The 24,854-nt window shown below is 63.3% G+C and carries 21 protein-coding genes; 16 read left to right on the forward strand and 5 right to left on the reverse strand.

Annotated features, from left to right (window positions below):
- The first annotated feature begins 40 nt into the window (after nt 1-40).
- Nucleotides 41-304: a hypothetical protein gene (locus LPA34_RS18870; RefSeq protein WP_228981021.1), complete on the forward strand. Its 264-nt coding sequence runs from the start codon at nt 41-43 to the stop codon at nt 302-304.
- 167 nt (nt 305-471) lie between these two features.
- Nucleotides 472-1,671, forward strand: coding sequence for a formaldehyde dehydrogenase, glutathione-independent (fdhA, locus tag LPA34_RS18875; RefSeq protein WP_228981022.1), 1,200 nt, complete (start codon nt 472-474; stop codon nt 1,669-1,671).
- A gap of 145 nt (nt 1,672-1,816) precedes the next feature.
- On the opposite strand, the gene LPA34_RS18880 is transcribed toward fdhA, so the two are convergent.
- Nucleotides 1,817-2,812, reverse strand: a complete 996-nt coding sequence (locus LPA34_RS18880; protein ID WP_228981024.1) for a GlxA family transcriptional regulator — start codon at nt 2,810-2,812, stop codon at nt 1,817-1,819.
- Nucleotides 2,813-3,247: 435 nt separating this feature from the next.
- Here LPA34_RS18880 and LPA34_RS18885 point away from each other — a divergent pair, with 435 nt between their 5' ends.
- From LPA34_RS18885 to LPA34_RS18930, 10 genes are all read left to right on the forward strand, one after another.
- On the forward strand, nt 3,248-4,522 hold the full coding sequence (locus tag LPA34_RS18885) for a serine hydroxymethyltransferase (protein ID WP_228981025.1): 1,275 nt from the start codon (nt 3,248-3,250) through the stop codon (nt 4,520-4,522).
- An 18-nt stretch (nt 4,523-4,540) separates the two neighbouring features.
- Nucleotides 4,541-5,512, forward strand: coding sequence for a dipeptidase (locus LPA34_RS18890; RefSeq protein WP_228981027.1), 972 nt, complete (start codon nt 4,541-4,543; stop codon nt 5,510-5,512).
- Nucleotides 5,513-5,558: 46 nt separating this feature from the next.
- The gene (locus LPA34_RS18895) at nt 5,559-6,095 is read left to right on the forward strand and encodes a DUF5943 domain-containing protein (protein WP_228981029.1); all 537 of its coding nucleotides are present in this window, start codon (nt 5,559-5,561) and stop codon (nt 6,093-6,095) included.
- Nucleotides 6,096-6,156: 61 nt separating this feature from the next.
- A complete protein-coding gene (locus LPA34_RS18900; protein ID WP_228981032.1) occupies nt 6,157-8,220 on the forward strand; it encodes an NADH:flavin oxidoreductase in 2,064 nt (687 codons plus the stop codon).
- Between the two features lie 2 nt (nt 8,221-8,222).
- Nucleotides 8,223-10,136 (forward strand): (Fe-S)-binding protein, encoded by a 1,914-nt coding sequence (locus LPA34_RS18905; protein ID WP_228981035.1) that lies wholly within the window; start codon nt 8,223-8,225, stop codon nt 10,134-10,136.
- 4 nt (nt 10,137-10,140) lie between these two features.
- Nucleotides 10,141-11,313: an electron transfer flavoprotein subunit alpha/FixB family protein gene (locus LPA34_RS18910; protein WP_228981037.1), complete on the forward strand. Its 1,173-nt coding sequence runs from the start codon at nt 10,141-10,143 to the stop codon at nt 11,311-11,313.
- Nucleotides 11,310-12,086: an electron transfer flavoprotein subunit beta/FixA family protein gene (locus LPA34_RS18915; RefSeq protein WP_228981039.1), complete on the forward strand. Its 777-nt coding sequence runs from the start codon at nt 11,310-11,312 to the stop codon at nt 12,084-12,086. Before LPA34_RS18910 ends, LPA34_RS18915 begins: the two co-directional genes overlap by 4 nt.
- A gap of 73 nt (nt 12,087-12,159) precedes the next feature.
- Nucleotides 12,160-13,470, forward strand: coding sequence for an aromatic ring-hydroxylating oxygenase subunit alpha (locus LPA34_RS18920; RefSeq protein ID WP_228981040.1), 1,311 nt, complete (start codon nt 12,160-12,162; stop codon nt 13,468-13,470).
- Between the two features lie 33 nt (nt 13,471-13,503).
- The gene (locus tag LPA34_RS18925) at nt 13,504-14,733 is read left to right on the forward strand and encodes an FAD-binding oxidoreductase (RefSeq protein WP_228981041.1); all 1,230 of its coding nucleotides are present in this window, start codon (nt 13,504-13,506) and stop codon (nt 14,731-14,733) included.
- 145 nt (nt 14,734-14,878) lie between these two features.
- Entirely contained in the window at nt 14,879-15,736 is an 858-nt protein-coding gene (locus LPA34_RS18930) for a glycine betaine ABC transporter substrate-binding protein (protein WP_228981043.1), read from the forward strand.
- A gap of 93 nt (nt 15,737-15,829) precedes the next feature.
- Here the strand turns inward: LPA34_RS18930 and purU are convergent, their stop codons facing one another.
- Nucleotides 15,830-16,705 carry a formyltetrahydrofolate deformylase gene (gene purU / locus LPA34_RS18935; RefSeq protein WP_228981045.1) on the reverse strand — a complete coding sequence of 292 codons (876 nt, stop codon included), beginning with the start codon at nt 16,703-16,705 and terminating at the stop codon, nt 15,830-15,832.
- Between the two features lie 240 nt (nt 16,706-16,945).
- Here purU and LPA34_RS18940 point away from each other — a divergent pair, with 240 nt between their 5' ends.
- Nucleotides 16,946-17,692 (forward strand): NAD-dependent epimerase/dehydratase family protein, encoded by a 747-nt coding sequence (locus LPA34_RS18940; protein WP_228981047.1) that lies wholly within the window; start codon nt 16,946-16,948, stop codon nt 17,690-17,692.
- 118 nt (nt 17,693-17,810) lie between these two features.
- Here the strand turns inward: LPA34_RS18940 and LPA34_RS18945 are convergent, their stop codons facing one another.
- Nucleotides 17,811-18,254 (reverse strand): MarR family winged helix-turn-helix transcriptional regulator, encoded by a 444-nt coding sequence (locus tag LPA34_RS18945; RefSeq protein ID WP_228981050.1) that lies wholly within the window; start codon nt 18,252-18,254, stop codon nt 17,811-17,813.
- Nucleotides 18,255-18,386: 132 nt separating this feature from the next.
- Between LPA34_RS18945 and LPA34_RS18950 the strand changes: the two genes are divergently transcribed.
- Complete coding sequence (locus LPA34_RS18950) at nt 18,387-19,922, forward strand: DHA2 family efflux MFS transporter permease subunit (RefSeq protein WP_228981052.1); 1,536 nt, start codon at nt 18,387-18,389, stop codon at nt 19,920-19,922.
- Nucleotides 19,923-20,087: 165 nt separating this feature from the next.
- Nucleotides 20,088-20,729 (forward strand): LysE family translocator, encoded by a 642-nt coding sequence (locus tag LPA34_RS18955; RefSeq protein ID WP_228981054.1) that lies wholly within the window; start codon nt 20,088-20,090, stop codon nt 20,727-20,729.
- A 57-nt stretch (nt 20,730-20,786) separates the two neighbouring features.
- Here LPA34_RS18955 and LPA34_RS18960 read toward each other — a convergent pair whose 3' ends face one another.
- Both LPA34_RS18960 and LPA34_RS18965 read right to left on the reverse strand, forming a co-directional pair.
- Nucleotides 20,787-21,866, reverse strand: a complete 1,080-nt coding sequence (locus LPA34_RS18960; RefSeq protein ID WP_228981056.1) for an aldose epimerase family protein — start codon at nt 21,864-21,866, stop codon at nt 20,787-20,789.
- Nucleotides 21,867-21,893: 27 nt separating this feature from the next.
- Entirely contained in the window at nt 21,894-23,096 is a 1,203-nt protein-coding gene (locus tag LPA34_RS18965) for a XylR family transcriptional regulator (RefSeq protein WP_228981058.1), read from the reverse strand.
- Between the two features lie 351 nt (nt 23,097-23,447).
- On the opposite strand from LPA34_RS18965, the gene xylA reads away from it, so the two are divergent.
- A complete protein-coding gene (xylA, locus tag LPA34_RS18970; protein WP_228981060.1) occupies nt 23,448-24,770 on the forward strand; it encodes a xylose isomerase in 1,323 nt (440 codons plus the stop codon).
- The last annotated feature ends 84 nt before the right edge of the window (nt 24,771-24,854 follow it).

The following is a 24,854-nucleotide window of genomic DNA, read 5'->3' on the forward strand; positions in this document are numbered from 1 at the left end:
CCGCATCGCTCGCTTCGCACTTTTCCTGTCTGTGACCGACATGACGTCGACACGTCTGGCCACCGCGCGCCTCACCGAGCGCGCGTGCCATCAGGGCGATGCACACGCCGCGCTCGCGTTGCTCGATCAGAGCATCGTGTTGCGGCACCGGCGGATCGCGCTGATCCGTTATCTGCTCGCGCAACAACTCGGCGCCGAACTGCAGCCGCGACATCACGACTACGTGCGCAAGATCGCCGCACGGCTGAGCGCGCAGGCGCTCGCGCGCATTGCCGGCGCCGCGCGCGCACGGCTGCGGCCGTAGCGCCCGCTTTTGGCTCTGCGCGCCTGGGCGATTGCACCGCGCATGTCGGTTCCGGCCAAACGGGTGTCGCGTTCGGGTCATGTCCTTTGTTTGCGAGGGCGTTACGCTCGTTAGACGGCGCGTGACTTCGAACCGGCGCGCCGCTCACAAGACATGGAGACAGGCAAATGAGCAGCAATCGCGGCGTCGTGTATCTCGGGCAGGGCAAGGTGGAAGTGCAGTCGATCGACTATCCGAAGATGGTCGATCCGCGTGGCCGTGCAATCGGCCACGGCGTGATCCTGAAAGTGGTGAGCACGAATATCTGCGGCTCCGACCAGCACATGGTGCGCGGCCGCACCACGGCTGAAGTCGGCCTCGTGCTGGGTCACGAGATCACCGGTGAGGTGATCGAAACCGGCCGCGACGTGGAAACCCTGAAAATCGGCGATCTCGTCTCCGTGCCGTTCAACGTCGCGTGCGGTCGTTGCCCGACCTGCAAGGCCCAGCATACCGGTGTATGCCTGAACGTGAATCCGTCGCGCGCGGGCGGCGCTTATGGCTACGTGGACATGGGCGGCTGGATCGGCGGCCAGGCCGAGTACGTGATGGTGCCGTACGCCGACTTCAATCTGCTCAAATTCCCCGACCGCGCGCAGGCGATGTCGAAGATCCGCGATCTGACCTGCCTGTCCGACATTCTGCCGACCGGCTATCACGGCGCGGTGATGGCCGGCGTGAAGCCCGGCGCGACCGTCTACATTGCCGGCGCCGGCCCCGTCGGGATGGCGGCGGCGGCTTCGGCGCGCCTGCTGGGCGCGGCCTGCACGATCGTCGGCGACATGAACGAAGCGCGGCTCGCGCATGCGCGCAAGATGGGTTTCCAGACCATCGACCTGTCGAGAGACGCCACGCTCGGCGAGCAGATCGAGCAGATTCTCGGCAGGCCCGAAGTGGATTGCGCGGTGGACTGCGTCGGCTTCGAGGCGCACGGCCACGGCAGCAGCGGCCAGCATGAAGAGGCGCCCGCCACGGTGCTCAATTCGCTGATGGAAATCACCCGGGCCGCGGGCGCGATCGGCATTCCGGGGCTCTATGTGACGGACGATCCGGGTTCTGCCGATGCCGCCGCGCGCAAGGGCAGCCTCAGCATTCGCCTCGGACTCGGCTGGGCCAAGTCGCACTCGTTCCATACGGGGCAGACGCCGGTGATGAAGTACAACCATAACCTGATGCAGGCGATCCTGTGGGACCGTCTGCCGATCGCGGACATCGTGAACGTGACGGTCGTGTCGCTGGATGACGCGCCGGAAGGCTACCGTCAGTTCGACGGAGGCGCACCGAAGAAGTTTGTCCTCGATCCGCACGGTTTGCTGAAAGCGGCCTGACGCAGAGGCGCTTTGCTTCTGGCCGGGTTCTGGCTTTCATTCGAACCTGCTCGACTCGATAAACCACGCACGCGTTGAACGGAAAACCGTTTAACGCGCGCGTCGTTTTTTCAGGCTGGACAGGCCCGCGTTCCGCGTAGCAGTGTCAGGCCAGCATCGCCGGCGCGGCGGCGAGCGATGGCGCCTGCTTGCGCCGCTCGCTCGTCGGCGCGGTGCCGAAGGCGTCGCGATAGCTCTTCGAGAAGTGGCACGCCGACTGGAAGCCGCAGGCCATCGTGATGTGCATGATCGACATGTCGGTCTGCAACAGCAACTCACGCGCGCGCCGCAGGCGCAGCGTCAGATAGTAATGTGTGGGCGTCATCCCGAGATGCTCGCGGAACAGGCGCTGCAACTGCCGTTGCGACATGCCCGCGAGCCGTGCGAGTTCTTCGCGCGACAGCGGCTCTTCGATGTTGTTCTCCATCAGCGCGATCACTTCGAAGAGCGACTTGTTGGCCGAGCCGAGCCGCGCGACCAGCGGCATCTTCTGCTGCGCGCTGGTATCGCGCACATGTTCGACGATGAACTGCTCGGCGATCTGCGTGACCCGCGCGGTGCCCACGCGCGGCGCGATCAGGTTCAGCATCATGTCGAGCGGCGCGACGCCGCCGGTGCAGGTGACGCGATCGCGGTCGATCACGAACAGTTCTTTCAGAAAGCGCGTGTCGGGAAACTCTTCCTTGAGCGCCGACATGTTCTCCCAGTGAATCGCGCACGCGTAGCCGCCCAGCAAACCGGCGCGCGCCAGTGCATACGTGCCCGTGCACAGGCTGCCGAGCACGCAGCCCATGCGGGCAAAGCGGCGCAACGCAAAGAGGTGTGCGGGCGTGGTGGCGCGCTGCACGTCGATGCCGCCGACCACGAACACGATATCCGGCTGGCCGACGCATTCGACCGGCCCGGTGTCGACCGACAGCCCGTTACTCGCCATCACCGGCCCGCCTTCGGGGCTCACGATCGACCAGCGATAAAGCGTTTGCCCCGTCAGATAGTTCGCCATGCGCAGGACTTCGATGGCGTTGGTGAACGCGATCATCGTGAAGTTGGGCACCGGCATGAATGCGAAATGCGACAGCGACGCCGTGCGATCGGTGGACATGGGGGGAATGATTCCTTCGAATCTGTAATGTCGCGTCGCCGTGGGGAAGTGGCGACTCCTGTGATTCTGAGGACCAGGGCAACTGCCGTGCCATCAGGCTAAACCCTTGTTTTCGCGTGGAAACGTGCCCGTGACGTCGGGCAGGCAGCACCACGACGGCGCTGCCGCCGCACCGGTGCGCACCTGAACCGCGCGTGACGGTCAGTTGCGGTGCAACATCGGCCCGGCCGTTCGAAAACCGGCTGCGGAGACGCCGATAGCGACTTGTCGAAAAAGGTCGTGCATGGCGGAAAAGGTAAAGAACGCGTCTGAATTCATAAATTGGCGCGCGAGCCGAACGTCAAGAATAGAAGCCATGCAGACGGGTTGCGGCAGCGTTTCAAGGCGTCTTCCGGCACGCGTCAACGGCTTGTTTCCTGAACTCACGGACCTTCCATGTCGAACCCGAATCCCTTCTTTGAAGAATCGCTGCCGACGCGCGATGCGACGGTACGCGGCGCCATTTTGAAAGAGCTCGAGCGCCAGCAGTCGCAAGTCGAGCTGATCGCGTCGGAAAACATCGTGTCGCGGGCGGTGCTCGAAGCGCAGGGCTCGGTGCTGACCAACAAGTATGCGGAAGGGTATCCGGGCAAGCGTTACTACGGCGGTTGCGAATACGTCGACGTGATCGAATCGCTCGCGATCGACCGGGTCAGGCAACTGTTCAACGCGAAATTCGCCAACGTGCAGCCGCATTCGGGCGCGCAGGCAAACGGCGCCGTAATGCTCGCGCTGGCGAAGCCGGGCGACACGGTGCTCGGCATGTCGCTCGACGCGGGCGGCCACCTCACGCACGGCGCAAAGCCGGCGCTCTCGGGCAAGTGGTTCAACGCGGTGCAGTACGGCGTGAACCGCGAGACGATGCTGATCGATTACGCGCAGATCGAGGCGCTCGCACAGCAACATCAACCTGCGCTGCTGATCGCCGGCTTCTCGGCCTATCCGCGTGCGCTCGATTTCGCGCGGCTGCGTGCGATCGCCGACAGCGTCGGCGCGAAGCTGATGGTGGACATGGCGCACATCGCGGGCATCATCGCGGCGGGCCGTCACCCGAATCCGGTCGAGCATGCGCATGTCGTCACGTCGACGACGCACAAGACCTTGCGCGGTCCGCGCGGCGGCTTTGTGCTGACGAATGACGAAGAGATCGCGAAGAAGATCAATTCCGCGGTGTTTCCGGGCTTGCAGGGCGGCCCGCTGATGCATGTGATCGCCGGCAAGGCGGTCGCGTTCGGCGAAGCGCTGCAACCGGATTTCACGACCTACATCGACAACGTGCTCGCCAATGCGCAGGCGCTGGGCGCTGTACTGAAGGCGGGCGGCGTCGATCTGGTGACGGGCGGCACCGACAACCACCTGCTGCTGGTCGACCTGCGGCCCAAGGGGCTCAAGGGCAACCAGGTCGAGCAGGCGCTGGAGCGCGCCGGCATCACCTGCAACAAGAACGGCATTCCTTTCGATACCGAGAAGCCGACGGTGACCTCCGGCATTCGCCTCGGCACGCCGGCTGGCACGACGCGCGGCTTCGGCGTCGCTGAATTCCGTGACGTGGGCCGCCTGATCGTCGAAGTGCTCGATGCGCTGCGCGACCACCCTGAAGGCCATGCCGCCACCGAACAACGCGTGCGCCGCGAGATTTTCGCGCTATGCGAACGCTTTCCCATCTACTGAGCACGCCCGGAGCACACGATGAGCACTCTGCACGACAACAGCATCATCATCGACGGTCTGAACATTTCGAAGTTCGAGCGTTCGGTGTTCGAGGATATGCGCAAGGGCGGCGTGACGGCAGTGAACTGCACGGTGTCCGTCTGGGAAAGCTTCCAGAAGACCGTCGACAACATCGCGGAAATGAAGCAGCAAATCCGCGAATACGGCGAGATCCTGACGCTCGTGCGCACCACGGACGATATCCATCGCGCGAAGAAAGAGAACAAGACCGGCATCATCTTCGGCTTCCAGAACGCGCACGCATTCGAGGACAACCTCGGCTATATCGAGGCGTTCAAGGACCTCGGCGTGAACGTGGTCCAGCTTTGCTACAACACGCAGAACCTGGTGGGCACGGGCTGTTATGAACGCGACGGCGGCCTCTCGGGCTATGGCCGCGAAGTGATTCAGGAGATGAACCGCGTCGGCATCATGGTCGATCTGTCGCATGTGGGCGGCAAGACCTCATCCGAAGCGATTGCCGTTTCGAACAAACCGGTGTGCTACTCCCATTGCTGCCCGTCGGGCCTGAAAGAGCATCCGCGCAACAAGAGCGACGAACAGCTGAAAGAGATCGCGGACGCAGGCGGCTTTGTCGGCGTGACGATGTTCGCGCCGTTCCTGAAGCGCGGCCCCGATGCGACCGTCGAAGACTATATCGAGGCGATCGAATACGTGGTGAACCTGATCGGCGAGGATCAGGTGGGCATCGGCACGGACTTCACGCAGGGCTACAGCACCGAATTCTTCGACTGGATCACGCATGACAAAGGCCGTTATCGCCAGCTGACGAACTTCGGCAAGGTGGTGAATCCGGAAGGCATCCGCACGATCGGCGAGTTTCCGAACCTGACCGCCGCGATGGAGCGCGCCGGATGGAGCGAGACCCGCATCAGGAAAATCATGGGCGAAAACTGGGTGCGGGTGTTCGGCGAAGTGTGGAAGGTCTGATTTCCACCCGCTCACAAAACCGCCCACACAACAACGGAGTCTCCACATGCAACCTCAACTGCCGATCGATGTCGATCCGGACACCGGCGTCTGGACCACCGACGCGCTGCCGATGCTGTACGTGCCGCGCCATTTCTTCACGAACAACCATACCGCTGTTGAAGAAGCGCTCGGCCGCGACACGTATGCCGGGATCCTGTATACGGCGGGTTACAGGTCCGCGTATTTCTGGTGCGACAAGGAAGCGAAGCAGCACGGCATCGCCGGCATGGCGGTGTTCGAGCACTACCTGAAGCGTCTGTCGCAACGCGGCTGGGGTCTCTTCAGGATCGCCGAAGCCGATCCGTCCAGCTCGCATGCGCGCATCGAACTGCATCACTCGTCGTTCGTGCTCGCGCAGCCGGGCAAGGAGGGCAAGCTTTGCTACATGTTCGCCGGCTGGTTCGCGGGCGCGCTGGACTGGGTCAACGATACGGCGCCGGATCCGGCACGCAAGGGTCCACCGTCATATTCGAAAGAAGTGCAATGCGCGGCCGAAGGCCACGATCACTGCGTCTTCGAAGTGTCGCCGCTGACGTCGTAACCGCAGACGAAAACGCGCGCGTACTAGCGCAACAAGCCTGTTTATTCCGAGGTCGATCGCGATGCGTTACCCGAACCTTTTCAAGCCTCTCACGCTGAACCAGCTGACCTTGCGCAACCGCATCGTCAGCACCGCGCACGCGGAGGTGTATGCGGAACCCGGCGGCTTGCCCGGCGACCGTTATATCCGCTACTACGAGGAGAAGGCGAAGGGCGGCGTCGGCCTCGCGGTGTGCGGCGGCTCGAGCCCGGTGTCGATCGACAGTCCGCAGGGCTGGTGGAAGTCGGTGAATCTGTCGACCGACAGGATCATCGATCCGCTCGCGCGCCTCGCCGAGGCGATGCACCGGCACGGCGCGAAGATCATGATCCAGGCCACGCATATGGGCCGCCGTTCGGCCTTTCACGGCGAGCACTGGCCGCATCTGATGTCGCCGTCCGGCGTGCGCGAGCCCGTGCACCGCGGTAACGCGAAGATCATCGAAGTGGAAGAGATTCGCCGCATCATCGACGACTTCGCGGCCGCCGCGAAGCGCGTCAAGGATGCGGGGATGGACGGCATCGAAATCTCGGCCGCGCACCAGCATCTGATCGATCAGTTCTGGAGCCCACGCACGAATTTTCGCACCGACGAATGGGGCGGATCGCTCGAAAACCGTCTGCGTTTCGGCACCGAAGTGCTGAACGCGGTGCGCGAAGCGGCAGGCGCGGATTTCTGCGTCGGCCTGCGCATGTGCGGCGACGAATTCCACGAAGACGGGCTCGATCACGAGCAATTGAAAGAGATCGCCCAGGCGATGTCGGAAACCGGCCTGATCGATTATCTCGGCGTGATCGGTTCCGGCGCGGACACGCACAACACGCTGGCGAACTGCATGCCGCCGATGGCGCTGCCGCCCGAGCCGTTCGTGCATCTCGCGGCCGGCATCAAGGCGGTCGTGAAGGTGCCGGTGATGCACGCGCAGAGCATCCGCGACGCGGGCCAGGCTGAACGTCTGCTCGCCAGCGGCATGGTCGATCTGGTCGGCATGACGCGCGCGCAGATCGCCGATCCGCATATGGTCATCAAGATCCGCGATGGCCGCGAAGACGAAATCAAGCAGTGCGTCGGCGCGAATTACTGCATCGACAGGCAGTACAACGGGCTGGATGTGCTGTGCGTGCAGAACGCGGCGACCTCGCGCGAAGCCACCATGCCGCACGTGATCGCGAAGACGCGCGGGCCGAAGCGCAAGGTGGTCGTGGTCGGCGCGGGTCCGGCGGGACTCGAGGCGGCGCGCGTGGCGAAGTCGCGCGGTCATGACGTGGTGCTGTTCGAGAAGAACGACTACGTCGGCGGCCAGATCATGCTGGCCGCGAAAGCGCCGCAGCGCGAGCAGATGGCGGGCATCGTGCGCTGGTTCGATATGGAAACCAGGCGCCTTGGCGTCGACCGTCGTCTTGGCGTCGCCGCCAGTCAGGCTGACATCATGGCCGGGAAGCCGGACATCGTCGTGCTGGCGACGGGCGGTTCGTCGTTCACGTCGCAAGTCGCAGCATGGGGCGTTGACGCGGGACTCGCGGTCAGTTCGTGGGATGTGCTGTCGGGCAAGGTCGAGCCGGGCAGGAACGTGCTGGTCTATGACGGCGTGAGCACGCATGCCGGCGCGGGCGTCGCCGACTTCATGTCGAGCCGCGGCTCGAACGTCGAGATCGTCACGCCCGATGTGAAAGTGGCCGATGACGTGGGCGGCACCACGTTCCCGATCTTCTATCGCCGTCTCTATGCGCAAGGCGTGATTCACACGCCGAACTACTGGCTCGACAAGGTCTACGAAGAGAACGGCAAGAAAATCGCCGTGATCCGCAACGAGTACACCGAAGAGCAGGAAGAGCGCGCGGTCGATCAGGTCGTGATCGAAAACGGCAGCACGCCGAACGACGCGTTGTACTGGGCGCTCAAGCCGGAGTCGGTCAATCGCGGCCAGGTGGACGTGCACAAGCTGTTCGCCTCCGAACCCCAGCCTTCGCTGAGCGAGGAAACCGGTAACGGCCGCTTTCTGCTGTTTCGCGTTGGCGACTGCATTTCGATGCACAACATTCACGGCGCGATCTACGACGCGCTGCGCCTTTGCAAGGATTTCTGACGATGAGCCCCGTGTTTGTCATCACCGCCCTGCTGTGGCTGTCGGTGGCCGGTCTCGCGTTCGCGCTGGCCAGACGCGCCGCTTACTGGCGCGCGGGCCGTGCGACGGCAGCGGGCGCCTACGGCTGGGCGAATCTGCTTGCGATTCCAAAGCGCTATTTCGTGGACCTGCATCATGTGGTTGCACGCGATCCGTACATCGCGAAGACGCACATGGCGACCGCGGGCGGCGCGATCCTCGCGATGGCGCTGGTGTTCGTCAACTACGGGCTCGCGATCTATTCGCCGTGGCTCGACAGGCTGATCTTGCTCGCGGCGCTCGTGATGCTGGTGGGCGCGGTGTTCGTCTGGCGCCGGCGGCATGGCGCGAAGGCGGCGCCGGCACGGCTCTCGCGCGGACCGTGGGATCATTTGCCGCTGCTGCTCGGGTCGTTCGCGCTGGGTCTCGCGCTTTTTATCGCGCTGCCGGCGGCCGCGATGTCGGGTGCGCTCGCGGTGATCGTCGCGTTGCTGATCGGCGTGGGCGCTTTCACGATGACCTTCGGCGCCGCGCGCGGAGGCCCGATGAAGCATGCGCTCGCCGGGCTCCTGCATCTCGCGTTTCATCCGCGTCAGGAGCGTTTTACCGGGTGCAACGATAACGACGTCGTGCCGCCGACCGCGCTGAAGGCGCCGCTGCTCGATGCAAAGGAATACGGTGTCGGCAAGCCGGTTGAGTTTCGCTGGAACCAGTTGCTGAGCTTCGATGCGTGCGTACAGTGCGGCAAGTGTGAAGCCGCGTGTCCCGCGTTCGCCGCCGGTCAGCCGCTCAATCCGAAGAAGCTGATCCAGGACCTCGTCACCGGAATGGTGGGCGGCACGGACGCCGCATACGCGGGCAGCCCGACGCCCGGCATTCCGCTCGGCCAGCACGGCGGCGCGCCGGGCAAGCTGCTGGTTTCGAGCCTCATCGAAGCGGATACGCTGTGGTCGTGCACGACCTGCCGCGCCTGCGTGCAGGAGTGCCCGATGTTGATCGAGCACGTCGACGCGATCGTGGATATGCGGCGCAACCAGACGCTGGTCGAAGGCAACGTGCCGGGCAAAGGGCCCATCACGCTCGCGAACCTGCGCGAGACCGGCAGCGCGAACGGCTACGACATCGGCGCGCGTTACGACTGGGCCGTCGATCTGCAGGTGCAGGTCGCGCAGCCCGGGCGCCCGGTGGACGTGCTGCTGATTGCCGGTGAAGGCGCGTTCGACATGCGTTATCAGCGCACGCTGCGCGCGCTGGTGAAGGTGCTGAACCGCGCGGGCATCGACTATGCGGTGCTCGGCGGTGTCGAAACCGATACCGGCGACACCGCGCGGCGGCTCGGCGACGAAGCCACGTTCCAGCAGCTCGCACACAAGCTGATCGACACGCTGTCGCGGTACGCGTTCCGCAAGATCGTGACCGCCGACCCGCATGTGCTGCACAGTCTGCGTAATGAATATCGCGCGCCTGGCGGTTTCTACGAAGTGCAGCATCACACGGCGCTGATCGAGGAGCTGGTTGCCAGCGGCAAGCTGTCGGTGCGCGCGGTCGCCGCATTCGCGGACCGCAGGATCACGTATCACGATCCGTGCTATCTGGGTCGCTATAACGGTGAAACGAAAGCGCCGCGACGCCTGCTGAAATCCATCGGCATCGAGGTGGTGGAAATGGAGCGCAACGGTATGCGTGGGCGTTGCTGCGGTGGTGGTGGTGGTGCCCCGTTGACCGATATTCCCGGCAAGAAACGCATTCCCGACATCCGTATCGACGACGCGCGCGCGGTCGGCGCCGACATCGTCGCGGTGGCTTGCCCGAATTGCACGGCGATGCTCGAAGGCGTGGTCGGCCCGCGTCCGGAAGTGCTCGACGTCGCCGAACTGGTTGCAGCGGCACTAGAGTAACGCGATGAACAATCTCAAGCGAATCGATCCGCGCCGGCCGTTCACGATCACGGCGGAAGGGCTCAAACGCATCACGGCAGGCGTTGCCGGTGCCGCGGATCTGGCCGGATTTTTTGCGCCTGGTTCCGCACATCGTGAGCTGCCGAAGCCGCGTCGCACCACGGCCACGCCGCAGCGCGCGATGCTGGTCGCCGCGCATGCCGACCGTGGCGCGCTCGATGATCACGCACGCCAGACGCTGGCCGCCGCGGCGCTGATCGCGGACGCACAAACCGAAATTGTGTTGCTGATATTCGGTGAGTTTACCGGCGACGCGGCTGCGTCCGGCGCCGACAAGCTGATCGAGCTGTCGATGTTCGACCGCCGCCGGTTTGCGCCAGTCGACGAATTGAACGCACTGGCCGCGTGCATTGCGGCCTATGCGCCAGCGCATGTTTTCATGCCTGACAACGCAACCGGCGACGGCGATCTGGGTCGTCGTTATGCGGCTGCCGTCGATGCAAACGTCGCGACGCATGTCGTCGAGATCGACGCGACGCATGTCGCGACTTACGTGCAGGCACAACGTGCATTCGCCTCGCGCGGGTTGCCCGAAGTCGTTCTGCTCGCGCCGAACGCGGTCGATCCGAAATTGCCGTTTATCGGTGCGGGTGAACGCGTGGTGTGGCGCTTCGACGGCGAGCCCCCCGTGTCGTCCAGAGGCGTGGTGCGCGATCTCGGCATCGAGGAGACCGACGCTGCCGGACTCGCGCTGGAAGAAGCGGATTTCATCGTGTCGGCGGGCAATGGCGTGAGCGATGTCGTCGCGTTCGAGCATCTGGCGAGCACGCTGGGCGCCGCGATCGGCGCAAGCCGCGTCGCCGTGGACGACGGCAAGTTCACACGCGACAAGCAGATCGGCGCGACCGGCAAGACTGTCGAGGCGAGCGTCTATATCGCGTTCGGTATTTCCGGCGCGGTGCAGCATCTGCAGGGCATCAAGGATTGCCGGCACGTGATTGCCGTCAATCTCGACGCCAGCGCACCGATCGCCAGACGCGCGGACCTGACCGTGATCGCCGACGCGCGCGAAACCATCGCGGCACTGACGGAGGCAGCGGCTGCCGCGCGCAGCGCGAGCGGCACGGGCGCCGCGCTGTTGAATTCCGCCGCCGTTGCAGAAGGATCGCTCGTATGAAAATCGCGGTACTGGTCTCAGTGGGACGCCATCCGGTGAGCGGCACGGCGCGCTACAGCCGCAACGACGCAACCGCGCTGAGCCTCGCGCTGTCGCTCGCGAAACAGCACGCCGCGACGCTCGACGTGCTGCATGCCGGCGACCCGTCGAATCCCGCGTTAAGCGAATATCTCGCGCTGGGCGCGCGCAGCGTCGAAGTGCTTGACCTGTCGTCGATACCGCAATGGCAAACCGATGCGGCGCCGCCGCTCGCCACGCGCCTGAAGGGCTACGACCTGGTGCTGACCGGCACTCGTGCCGAAGGCGCGTTCGACAGCGGCATGCTGCCGTATCGCGTCGCGAATGCGCTGGCGATTCCTCTGGTCGGCGCGGCCGTCGATCTGACGATTCGCGACGATTGCGCCGAGATCCGCCAGTTCATGCCGAAGGGTTTGCGCCGGCGGGTGGAAGTGGATCTGCCAGCGCTGATCGCCGTGCATCCGATGGCAAACGCCGCGCCGACGTACGCGTACGCACGCCTGCGCGAAGGCACGATCCGCGCGGTTCCGGTGCAGGCCGTAACCCATGCTGACCACCTCGCCTGGACCATCCGCCCGGCCACCGCCAGGCCCGTGCGCCTCGCCGCCGCCGAAAAACGCTCCGGTCACGCCCGCATGCTTTCGGCGACCACGACGGAAAGCCGCGGCGGCAACGTCGTAATTGAAGGGAGTTCCGTCGAAAAAGCACAAGTGATCCTCGCGTATTTGCGCGAGCATCAACTCGTGGATTACTGATTTCCGGTTCCGGCCAGCATGCGACCAGGAGGGCCTGGCGCGGCGCCAGACGAGACACGCAACGGAGCACACAATGAAAGTTTCCGCAGACGTTCGCGCGATGATCGAACGCCGCAAAAGAGGCCATACGCTGGAAGCGCCGTTCTATACGAGCGAGGACATTTTCGCGCTCGATCTCGACGCGATCTTCCGGCAACACTGGATTCAGGTCGCAGTCGAACCGGACGTACCGGAGCCGGGCGATTACGTCACGGTCGAAATCGGCAACGATTCGATCCTGATCGTGCGCGACGACGACATGCAGGTGCGCGCGTTCCACAACGTGTGCCGCCATCGCGGCGCGCGGCTGTGCAATGCCGGCAGCGGTTCGCTCGGCAATATCGTGTGCCCGTACCACAGCTGGACCTACAGCCTGACCGGCGACCTGATGTTCGCCGAACACATGGGCGATCAGTTCGACCGCTGCAAACATAGTCTGAAGACGGTGCACGTCGAGAACCTCGCCGGGCTGATTTTCATCTGCCTCGCCGACACGCCGCCCGCGGATTTCGCGGTGATGCGCGCCGCGATGGAGCCGTATCTGTTGCCGCACGAACTGGCGAACTGCAAGATCGCGGCGTCGATCGACATCATCGAGGAAGGCAACTGGAAGCTGACGATGGAGAACAATCGCGAGTGCTATCACTGCGTCGCGAACCATCCCGAGCTGACTGTTTCCCTGTACGAATACGGGTTCGGTTATCAGCGCACGCCTGCCAATGAAGAAGGCATGGCCGCTTTTGAAGCGACCGTGGCGCGCCGCACCGCGCAATGGGAAGCGATGAAGCTGCCGTCGGCGGAAATCGACCGGCTCGACGATCTTGTCAGCGGCTTTCGCGCGCAACGTTTGCCGCTCGATCGCGACGGCGAATCGCAAACCCTGGATGCGCGCGTGGCGTCGAAGAAACTGCTCGGCGGTTTCGAGCAGGCCGACCTCGGCGGGCTGTCGTTCTGGACCCAGCCGAATTCGTGGCATCACTTCATGAGCGACCATATCGTCAGCTTCTCGGCGATTCCGCTGTCGGCCGGAAAAACACTGGTACGCACCAAATGGCTTGTGCACAAGGACGCGCGCGAAGGCATCGATTACGACGTGGACAACCTGACAGCCGTATGGCGCGCGACCAACGACCAGGACCGCACGCTCGTCGAGTATTCGCAGCGTGGCGCGAACAGCAGCGCGTATGAGCCGGGCCCGTACTCGCCGTTCACCGAAGGACTCGTCGAGAAATTCTGCGCGTGGTACATCGGCCGCATGGCGGATTACAGCAATGCGCCGCACACCACGGATGCCGGCGAAATGCCGGTTTCGGACGATGAAAAAATCGTGTCATTCAAGCGCTGAGCGTGACGCCGCAACCAGGTGCCGGAGAAAACAATGATGCGCGATCAGGCCGCATTTCAGCCCCATCCCGATGCGGCTCAGAGCCGCGTCACGCAGCCGCGGTTCTGGGAGACGTTGCCGGCGCGCTGGGACAGCGATACCGACGACACGCTGGTGTGCTGCCAGGTCCGGCAGGAAACGCATGATGTAAAGAGCTTCTTCTTTCGTGCGCCGTCCGGGCGGGCGTTCGTTTTCGAACCGGGGCAGTTCATTACGCTCGAACTGGAGATCGATGGCGAGCCGGTGAACCGCTGCTATACGATCTCGTCGCCGCCTACCCGCCCGCACACCATTTCGATCACGACGAAGCGGGTGCCGGGCGGCAAGGTGTCGAACTGGCTACACGACAATCTGCACGTTGGCATGCAGGTGCGCGTGCTGGGGCCGTCCGGCGAATTCACCTGCGCGCGGCATCCGGCGCGCAAGTATCTGTATCTTTCGGCGGGCTCGGGTATCACACCCTTGATGTCGATGAGCCGCGCGCATCACGAGCTCGGCGAAGACAGCGATATTGTGTTCGTGCACAGCGCCCGTACGCCGGACGACATCATTTTCGCGCGCGAACTCGATCTGATCGCATCGAATCAGGCGAATTTCCGCACGGCTTTCGTTTGCGAACGGGTGGGCGCGCGCACGAACTGGCCAGGTGTCACCGGTTTTCTGACGTTACCGCTGCTCAAGCTGATCGCGCCGGATTTTCTGGAGCGGGAAATCTTCACCTGCGGGCCGGCGCCGTATATGCAGGCGGTGCGCAATCTGCTGAAGGAGGGGGGCTTCGACCGCGTGCATTATCACGAGGAAAGCTTCTCGTTCGAAACGGTCAGTGAAATAGTCAGTGAAGCGCTCACGCAATCGACGGACGCGCACGTGGCCGAGGCGTTGCAGACGGTGTCCGCTTCTGTCGACGCGCGGGAGCAGTCAGCCGGGTTCGCGCCCGGGCCGGCACCGGTCGAGACGGACGTCAGATTCAAGGTCAGCTTCGCTAAAAGCAATCGCGAGATCGAGTGCGCCAGCGGACAGCATGTGCTCGATGCGGCAAAAAAAGCCGGCGTGCGTCTGCCGTCGTCGTGCACGCAGGGCATGTGCGGTACCTGCAAGGTCAAGCTCGTGTCGGGCGAGGTCGCGATGAAGCACGCGGGCGGCATTCGTCAGCGCGAAATCGATCAGGGCATGGTGCTGCTGTGCTGCAGCAAGCCGCTGAGCGATCTGGTCGTCGACAAGTAAGACGCGAACACGGTGCATTTGCTGTTCGCGGGCGTTGCAGGTCGCTTGCGGACAACTGGATGTCGGAAATCGGCGCTACCTGGCAATTCTGGCTGGCGATGCTGAATGCTCAATGGTTGTCTGGATGGTAAACGGGAGAACGGCGATGAGACTGATCAAAAAGATACTGGTGTTGAGCGCGATGAGCGCGGCGCTGGCGGCGAGCAGCGTGAGCGTGTCGGCGGATACGAAGCCGACCATCAAGATCGGCTATGTGGAAGGCTGGGACGATAGCGTGGCGACCACGAACGTGGCCGCGCGCGTGATCGAGAAGCGCCTTGGCTACCAGGTACAACTCGTGCCGGTCGCGGCCGGTGTGATGTGGCAGGGCGTGGCGCGCGGCGACCTCGACGCGACGCTGTCCGCGTGGCTGCCGGTCACGCACGGCGCGTACTGGAACAACTTCAAGGATAAGGTGATCGACCTGGGCACGAACTTCAACGACGCGAAAATCGGTTTGATCGTGCCGGAAAACGCAGACGTGAATACGCTCGGCGATCTGGAAGCGAAGAAGGCGGAGTTCGGCTCACGCATTGTCGGCATCGATGCCGGTGCGGGCGTGATGGAGAAAACCAGCGAAGCGATCAAGGCCTACAAGCTCGACTATCAGTTGATGCCCAGTTCGGGCAGCGCGATGACCGCTGAACTGGCGCGCTCGGAAGCCGCTAACAAGCCGATCATCGTGACGGGCTGGAAGCCGCACTGGATGTTCGCGAAGTACAAGCTGAAATTCCTCGACGACCCGAAGAAAGTGTTCGGTGAAGCGGAACATGTGGATAGCGTCGTGAATCCGGAACTCGAGAAGAAGGCGCCGTCAGTCGTCGCGTTTCTCAAGAAGTTCCAGTGGAAACCGGGCGAGATCGACAGCGTGATGCTGGCGACCCAGAGCGGCGAGAAGCCGACCGCCGCCGCGGATGCGTGGATCAGCGCGCACAGCGATCGGGTGGATAGCTGGGTGAAGTGACGCACGCGCTGCACTGACCGGTTGAATCCGCACTGCATCGCGGCAACGTCACTGGAGAAAGAGAAAACGCCGCTGAAAAAGCGGCGTTTTCGCTTATTGCAGCACGACGGTGCGATCGCCGTTGATGAACACACGCCGCTCGATAAACGCCTTCACCGCGCGTGCCAGCGTGATGCATTCGACGTCGCGGCCGGTGGCGAGCAGCCGCTCCGGGCTGTACGAATGATCGACGCGTTCAACCACCTGTTCGATGATCGGACCTTCGTCGAGATCGTCGGTGACGAAATGCGCGGTCGCGCCGATCAGTTTGACGCCGCGCGTATGCGCCTGGTGATACGGCTTTGCGCCCTTGAAGCCGGGCAGAAACGAATGATGGATGTTGATTGCACGCGCGGCGAGTGCGCGGCTCGTTTCGCCCGAGAGAATCTGCATATAGCGCGCAAGGATCATCAGTTCCGCGCCGGACGTCTCGAACAGATCGAGCAGGCGCGCTTCCTGTTGCGGCTTCGTCGCGGCGCTGACCGGCAGATGATGGAAGGGCAGGCCGTGCTGCAGCGCGAGCGGCTCGAGGTCGCGATGATTCGAACCGATGCCGACGATATCCATCTTCAGTTCGCCCATGCGCCAGCGGAACAGCAGATCGGCAAGACAGTGTTCGAGTTTCGACACCATGATCAGCACCTTCGGCCGCGTGCCGACGTCGTGCATCGCCCATGTCATCTGGAAGTGCCCGGCGATCGGTGTGAACTCGCGTTGCAGTGCCTGCAGCTGCAGCGTTTCGTTGCGATCCACGCCATGAAACACGCAGCGCACGAAGAAGCGCTCGCTGAGGTCGTCGTCGAAAACAGTGAGCTCGTCGATATAGCAATGATGCCGGTCGAGAAAGCCGACGACGGCGGCGACCTGGCCCGCCGCGCTCGGACACGCGACGGTCAGCACCAGTTGATCGGGACGGGGATCGGAAGACATGCACGCTCCATTCAGGCTACAGGCGATGCCGCGGGGCGCGGCATGCATCGTCGAAGTAGAGCAAATCAGCCGGGCACGTGGATAGAAGCGAACCGTCGCTGCACTGGAACGGGAACGTCAGTGTGTCATTCGACGTCGGGTTCGGGTTCGCTGAGGAGCCATCGTCGCTAAAACGTTAGAATTTCCCTTACCCCGTCGATGACGGGTTCGCGATGATGATCACTTCAGGAGGGTCGGGACGTGGCACAGGAAAGGATTTTTCTGGCGGGAGCGGCCGGTGCGATCGGCGCGCGCTTGACGCCGTTGCTCGTGAAAGCGGGTTACGCGGTATTCGGCACGACGCGTGATGCGCGAAAGGCCGCGTCGATCGAAGCGAACGGGGCGATGCCCGTGATCGTCGATGTATTCGACGCAGACGCGTTGCGCGCCGAAGTGGCGAAAGTGCAGCCGGACGCCGTCGTGCATCAGTTGACGGACCTGCCGCCCGGCCTCGACAAGACGCGTATGCCCGAAGCCGTGGTGCGTAACGCGGCGATCCGCACGAAGGGCACGCGCAATCTCGTGAATGCCGCGCTGGAAGCCGGGTGTCACCGGATGATTTCGCAAAGCGTTGCGTGGTTTTACGCCCACGGTGCTGTGCCGCTCACTGAAACCGCGCCACTGGATCTCGATCCACAGTCGCCTTCGGCGACGACTGTCGGCGGCATCGTCGCGCTTGAGGAACTCACGCTGCGCACCCCGGATATTCGTGGAACCGTGCTGCGCTATGGGCGTTTCTATGGTCCCGGCACCGGCTTTGATGCACCGCCTGCCACGCCCCGCGTGCACGTGGATGCCGCCGCGCACGCCGCGCTGCTTGTCCTTCAGGTCGATAGCGAAGGTGTGTTCAATATCGCTGAACCCGAAGGCGACATCGATAGCACGAAGGCACGCGAGCAACTGGGCTGGCGTGCGTCGTTCCGTTTAGCGGACACCTCGCTTACGTAAGCTTTTAGCTGGAGGCACGATTGCAGCGCAACCGGCATGTCGAGCCGGTCGTGCTGCAATCGTGCCAATATCCGGCATCCTGGCGTGATACGGGGCGTCGGCATCTGTAAAGCCCCACTCAACTATCGACCACCGTATTCAGGTTGTTGCGCACCCTCTGCAGCAGCGATATCAGCTGCTGCGTTTCTTCCTCGCTAAAGCCGTTGAGCGCCTCGGCCGCGACTTCGTCCCCTACGATGCGGGCGCGGCCGAGCGTCTGCTCCGCTTTTTTTGTCATATGGATCTGTCGTTCGCGGCGATCCTGCGGGTTCGTCGAACGCTCGATCCAGCCGCCTTCCGCCATGCGTTCGAGCAGGCGGCCCGCGGAAATCGGCGCCACTTCGAGCAGATCGGCGAGGCGCGCCTGGTTGACGTCGCCGTAGTACGACAGGTAGGCGAGCGCGCGGCACTGCGCGCGCGTGAGATCGAGCGACGACTTCGCGAGATCGTCGAAACGCTTGCCACACAGGCGTCCGACGTCCGACACCAGAAAGCCGAAGCGCTGTTCAAATGGGGTTTTCATCGGCCAATTATACGAAGGCTTGCGGGATGAAAGCAGCGCGCGCGGTTATTGTCTTTACCGATTGCGCAGCGGGAGACGATCTATATAATAAGCATGCTTACTATATAAGACGCTATCTCGTGACCCCCCCTCATGTCATCTGAAACACAGCCGGACGGCGCGGGCGTTTCGCTCAACCGGCCCATGATCACCGTCTCGATCATGCTCGCGACGCTCATCCAGACGCTCGACAGCACGATCGCGAACGTGGCGCTGCCGCACATGCAGGGCACGCTGTCCGCATCGCAGGACGAGATCACGTGGGTGCTGACGTCATATATCGTCGCGGCGGCCATCGCCACGCCGCTGACCGGCTGGCTGTCGGACCGCCTGAGCGTGAAGCGGCTGCTCGCGCTCGCGATTGGGGGGTTCACGGTCGCCTCGGCGTTGTGCGGGCTTTCGGAAACGCTGACGCAGATCGTCGCGTCGCGTCTGCTGCAGGGTATTTTTGGCGCTTCGCTGGTGCCGCTGTCGCAGTCGATCCTGCTGGACATCAATCCACGCGAAAAGCAGGGCCAGGCGATGGCGGTGTGGGGCATGGGCGTGATGGTGGGCCCGATTCTCGGCCCGACGCTCGGCGGCTGGCTCACGGACAGCTACAACTGGCGCTGGGTGTTCTTCATCAACGTGCCGATCGGCGCATTCGCGCTCTTCGGCGTTCTGACGTTCCTGCCTTCGCGTCCGGCAAAACACGACGCGAAATTCGACGTGTTCGGCTTCGCCACCTTGAGTCTCGCCATCGGCGCGTTGCAGGCAATGCTCGATCGAGGCGAGCAGCTCGACTGGTTCGGCTCGCTGGAAATCCGTATCGAGGCGCTGCTGGCCGTACTCGCGTTCGCGTTCTTTCTCATACACACCGCAACCGCGGGCGCGAAGTCGTTCTTCCGCTATGAACTGCTGAAGGATCGCAATTTCGCCACGGGCACGTGTTTCATCTTCGTGATCGGCGCGGTGATGTACGCGACGCGTGCGCTGCTGCCGCCGATGTTGCAGAACCTGATGAACTATCCCGTCGCGACGACGGGTCTCGTCACCGCGCCGAGCGGCTTTGGCACGATGGTCGCGATGTTGATCGCGGGGCGGCTGCTCAAGCGCGTGGATGCGCGGGTGCTTCTTCTTGCCGGTTTCCTGATTTCGGCGTTCGCGTTGTGGCAGATGATGAATTACACGATCGTGCTGTCGGCGTCCGACATCGTCTGGCCGGGCGTGATTCAGGGCTTTGGTCTCGGCCTCGTGTTCGTGCCGCTAAGTACATTGGCGTTTTCCACACTCGTGCCCAACCTGCGCGCGGACGGCACCGCAACCTACAGCCTCGCGCGCAATATCGGCAGTAGTATTGGCATTTCGATCGTGCAGACGCTGGTGACGCGCAACACGCAGATCGCGCATGCGGGCCTTGCAGCCAACGTGACGGTGTTCAACCCCGCGATCCGGCCGATGCTTCAGGAGGGCTCGAACCTCAACATGGCGGTGCTCGACCAGGTGATCAACCAGCAGGCGTCGATGATCGCGTATCTGAACGACTTCAAGCTGATGTTCGTCGCGACACTGCTTGTCGTGCCGCTGATCCTGCTGATCCGTCCGGCGACGGCACAGCCCGGCGCGATTGCGCACGCGGCGATGGATTGAGCGTGAAGTGAACGCTTCGCGATGGCGTTCTGCGCGCTTTGCACAGTCCGGGTATATTAAGCGCGGTTGCGCGCGGCCTGAATCCACCGCCGCGCGCAGAGCCGGCTCACGTCGCGTATAAATGCCCGTAAACACGCGTAAAGCGTCATTCCGGAAGGAGGCACCATGTTCGATCTGACGACCCTCAGCACGTTCGTAGCCGTCGTGCTTGGCCTGTTCCTGATTCCGGGGCCGGCTGTACTGCTGGTGCTGACGCGCACCGTGCAGGGCGGCCGCAAGACAGGCATTCTCACCGGGCTCGGCATTGCAAGCGGCGACTTCATTCATACGCTGTGTGCTTCGGTTGGACTGTCCGCGCTGCTGATGACGTCGGCGCTGGCGTTCAACGTCGTCAAGCTCGTGGGCGCCGCGTACCTCGTGTATCTCGGCGTGCGTGCGCTGATGGAAAAGCCCTCAGACCCGGCGCTGCCGGAAGCGGCCCGGCCGAAGATGACCGCCGTCACGCCGTCACGCGCGTTCTTCCAGGCGATTCCCGCCGAAGTGCTGAACCCGAAGACCGCGCTCTTCTTCCTCGCGTTTCTGCCGCAGTTCGTGCGTCCGGAACACGGTTCGACGTTCGCGCAGTTCAGCGTGCTCGGGCTGATTTTCGTCGGCCTGAGCGCGGCCTATACGACGGCGATCGTGTTGACCATCCGCCCGCTCGGCCGGCTGGTAAAGCGCCTGTCGTGGCTCAGCCGCTGGCAGGGCAAGATCATCGGCACGATCTTCATTTCGCTAGGCCTGCGGGTCGCGACGCAACATCGCTGAACGCGTGCGCGCTGGCGTCGTTTGACGGCGTGTGATCAAGCGCACCACCGCAGCCCGTTACGTTGCGACGCCCACGTTGTAGCGCGTGAGCTGGCGATAGACTTCGCCAGGCCGCAGGATCACCTGTTCGCGCTCGCGTTCTTCCATGTTGATCTGGTTCGGGAATCCACCCGCTTCGAGACAGAGCCCCGCGTGCTTGCGGTACACGGTACCGTTGCGGCCCACGGTGCCTTCCAGAAAGTTTCCCGTGTAGAACTGCAGGCCACGTTCGTTGGTGGATACCGTGAGCGCGCGGCCGCTCGCGGGTTCGTACGCGCGTGCCACGTGCCGGACCGGGCGCAGGGCGGTATCGGGTGCAGGCACGTCGCGCAGCACGTAGCAATGATCGAAGCCGCCGGCGCGCGCCAGTTGCACATGCGGCCAGTCGAGCCGTGCGCCGACCGGCGCGCTTTGCCGGAAATCGAACGCGTTGCCGGCCACTTCCGCGCGACCGGACGGAATCAGTTCCGTGTCGACTTCGAGGAATTCGTCGGCTTCGATCGTCATCACGTGACCGCGAATGTCGGTGTCGGGCTGGCCCGTCAGGTTGAAATATGGGTGACTCGTGAGGTTGAGCGGAGTGGGCGCATCGGACACGGCTTCGTAATCGATGCCGAGCGTGCCGTCGTCGTCGAGCGTGTAGCGCACCTGGACCGTCACGTTGCCCGGAAAACCCGCGTCGCCTTCCGCGGATTCGAGCCGCATCACGAGCGCGCCGTTATCTTCGTCCGCATCCCACATTGCCCGGTGAAATCCGGCTGCGCCACCGTGCAGCAGGTTCGGTCCGTCGTTGCGGTCGAGCGCGTAATCGATGCCGTCGAGCGTGAAGCGCGCATGCGCGATGCGGTTCGCCCAGCGGCCGACAAGCGCGCCCATATACGTCGTGGCCGAGAAGTATTCGGCAGGCGTGTCGTGACCGAGCAGGATATCGTCGAGACGTCCCGCGCGGTCGGGCGCGTGCCACGACACGAGCGTCGCGCCGAGATCGCTGATGGCGACCTTCATGCCGTGCGCGTTGCGCAGCGTGAAGATGCGCACCGGGTCGCCGCTTGCGAGCGTGCCCCAGGCGGCGGAGGAAAGGTGAGCGAGAGTGATCATGTCGGCGAAAGTGGGGAGGTGAAAGAATCAACCCGGCGCAGCCGACGACGTCGCGCGTTCCTGATACTCGCGCGGCGTGCAGCCGAGTTCACGACGAAAAACCGCGTACATGTATTGCAGCGACGTAAATCCACAGCGGATCGCGACTTCCGCACTCGAGGCATCGCGCTTTGCAAGCATGGTTTTGGCGGCATCCAGTTTATGGCGCAAAATTTCCTGATGCACGGTGCACTGCAGTTCGCGGCGAAAATATTCCTCGAGCGAAGAGCGCGACACGCCGACGTAATCCGCAACCTGTTCGGTGCGAATACCCTGACACGCGTATTGCCGGATAAAGTGCCGCGCCCGCATCACATACGGGCTTGAAAGCGGCTGATGCTTTGTCGATTCGAGCACGTTGATGCCGACGGGCGGCACGAGAATACGCCGCCCCGGAAAACGCGCGCCGTGCAGCATCTGATGCAAAAGGTGCGCGGCGGTGCGGCCCATTTCCTCGGTGCCCTGAATCACCGAGGAAAGCGGAATGCGAGTAAGCGTGCGCGTCAACGGGTCGTTGTCGATGCCGATGATCGCGACTTCTTCCGGCACCGAGACGCCCGCCATCAAACACGCCTGCAGAAGCTGCCGTGCCCGTGCGTCCGTCACGGCGATGATGCCGATGGGTTTCGGCAGATCCCTGAGCCACGCGGCCAGTTGCCCGCTTGCCTGGTTCCAGCCAGGCGCGCTGGTGGGCAGACCGCGATAGATCTCGACGTCGAGCCCCTCCGTATTGAGCAGATGCGTGAACGCGAGTTCGCGCTGCTGTGCCCAGCGGTTCTCCGGCGCTTCCGGCAGGCTGTAAAACGCGAAGCGCTGCAACCCGGCGCCGATCAGATGCGTGAATGCGAGCGAAACGAGCTTGGGGTTGTCGGTCGCGATGTAGGGAAGACCAGGCGGATACTGCGACGCGTCTTCATACGATGAACCGACCGCGACAACCGGCAGTGCGCAGTCGCCAAGCGCTTCGCATACTGCGGGATCGTCGAAATCCGCGATGATGCCGTCGCCGTCGAACCGTTCGATGCCTTCCAGCCGGCAGCGAAAATCTTCTTCGAGGAACAGGTCCCACGCGACGCGCGTCGACAGCAGGTAATTGCCGATACCCGTGATGATCTCGCGGTCGTACACCTTGTTCGCATTGAACAGGAGCGCGATGCGGTGTGTTTTTGGCGGTGTCTGGGCTCGGGTCATCGCTTGGATGGCGTGCGGCGTGTGGACACGCGCGAACCATTCATTGTCTCTTGTCGGCCAGAGTTGACGCTTTAGCGTCTTACTCTGGTCCCATGCAAGTTATTGCGGTTGGGCGTGGCAACCTCGCTCGCGCCGGTTTTAAGTGTGCGGTTATTTTAGGCCGGGAAACCCGCGCCAGGGCGACCGATTGCGATTGCCCGCGAGAAACATTACACAGGCTGCGCAATTTCGCAATTGCCGGGGCGTGCCGCCCACTGGCAGCATGGCGTCAACCTGCATCAACCACCCGCACCGGATCACCGATACTGCGGGAAAACCCGGTTGCAGCGCAACATGACATCAGGAGACGACATGTCCTTTTTCGAACACGTTCCCGCAGTGCAATACGAAGGCTCGCAATCGGACAATCCCCTTGCTTACCGGTTTTACGACCGCAAGAAAGAGGTGCTGGGCAAGACCATGGAAGAGCATTTGCGGATTGCCGTCTGCTACTGGCACACCTTCGTCTGGCCGGGCGCCGACATTTTCGGCCAGGGCGCGTTCAAGCGCCCCTGGCAGCAACCGGGCGACGCGATGGAGCGTGCGCAGCAAAAAGCGGATGAAGCCTTCGCGTTTTTCACGAAACTGGGCGTGCCGTACTACACGTTCCATGACACAGACGTTGCTCCTGAAGGCACGAGCCTCAAGCATTACATCGAGAACTTCTCGCGCATGACCGACTATCTCGCGCGCAAGCAGCAGGATACCGGCATGAAACTGCTGTGGGGCACGGCGAACCTGTTCTCGCATCCGCGTTATGCGGCGGGTGCCGCGACGAGCCCGAATCCCGAGGTGTTCGCCTATGCCGCGACCCAGGTATGCCACGCGCTGGACGCGACGCTCAAGCTGGGCGGCGACAACTATGTACTGTGGGGCGGCCGCGAAGGCTACGACACGCTGCTCAACACGGACCTCGTTCGCGAGCGGGACCAGTTTGCGCGCTTCCTGAACATGGTGATCGAGCACAAGCATCGCATCGGTTTCAAGGGTGCGCTGCTGATCGAACCGAAACCGCAGGAGCCGACGAAGCACCAGTACGACTACGACGTCGCAACCGTGCACGGCTTTCTGCGTCAATACGGTCTGCAGGACGAAATTCGCGTGAACATCGAAGCCAATCACGCGACGCTTGCGGGCCACTCGTTCCATCATGAGATCGCGACTGCATTTGCACTGGGTATCTTCGGCAGCCTCGATGCGAATCGCGGCGATCCGCAAAACGGCTGGGACACCGACCAGTTCCCGAATAGCGTCGAGGAAATGACGCTCGCGCTCTATGAAATCCTGCGTCACGGCGGCTTCACGACCGGCGGCATGAATTTCGACGCGAAGGTGCGACGCCAGAGCGTCGATGCGGAAGACCTGTTCTACGGCCACGTAGGCGCGATCGATGTACTCGCGGTGGCGCTGGAGCGTGCCGCGGTGCTCGTCGAGAACGACCGTCTGGAGAAGTTTCGCCAGCAGCGTTACGCAGGCTGGGATACTGAGTTCGGACGCAAGATCCTGTCGGGCGGCTATTCGCTGTCGACCCTCGCCACCGATGCACTGGCGCGCGGCGTGAACCCGCAGCACGTCAGCGGCCAGCAGGAGCAGCTCGAGAACATCGTGAACCGGGCTATTTACGCGCAACGCTAGGCCGCGGTAAAGGCGCTTCTCGCGCCGCTAAAAAAACGTTAGCGCCACCCGTCAATTTCGCAATGGATGACGGGTCGGCAAGGC

The organism is Paraburkholderia gardini (genome assembly GCF_907164575.1).
GTDB classification, from domain to species: Bacteria; Pseudomonadota; Gammaproteobacteria; order Burkholderiales; family Burkholderiaceae; genus Paraburkholderia; species Paraburkholderia gardini.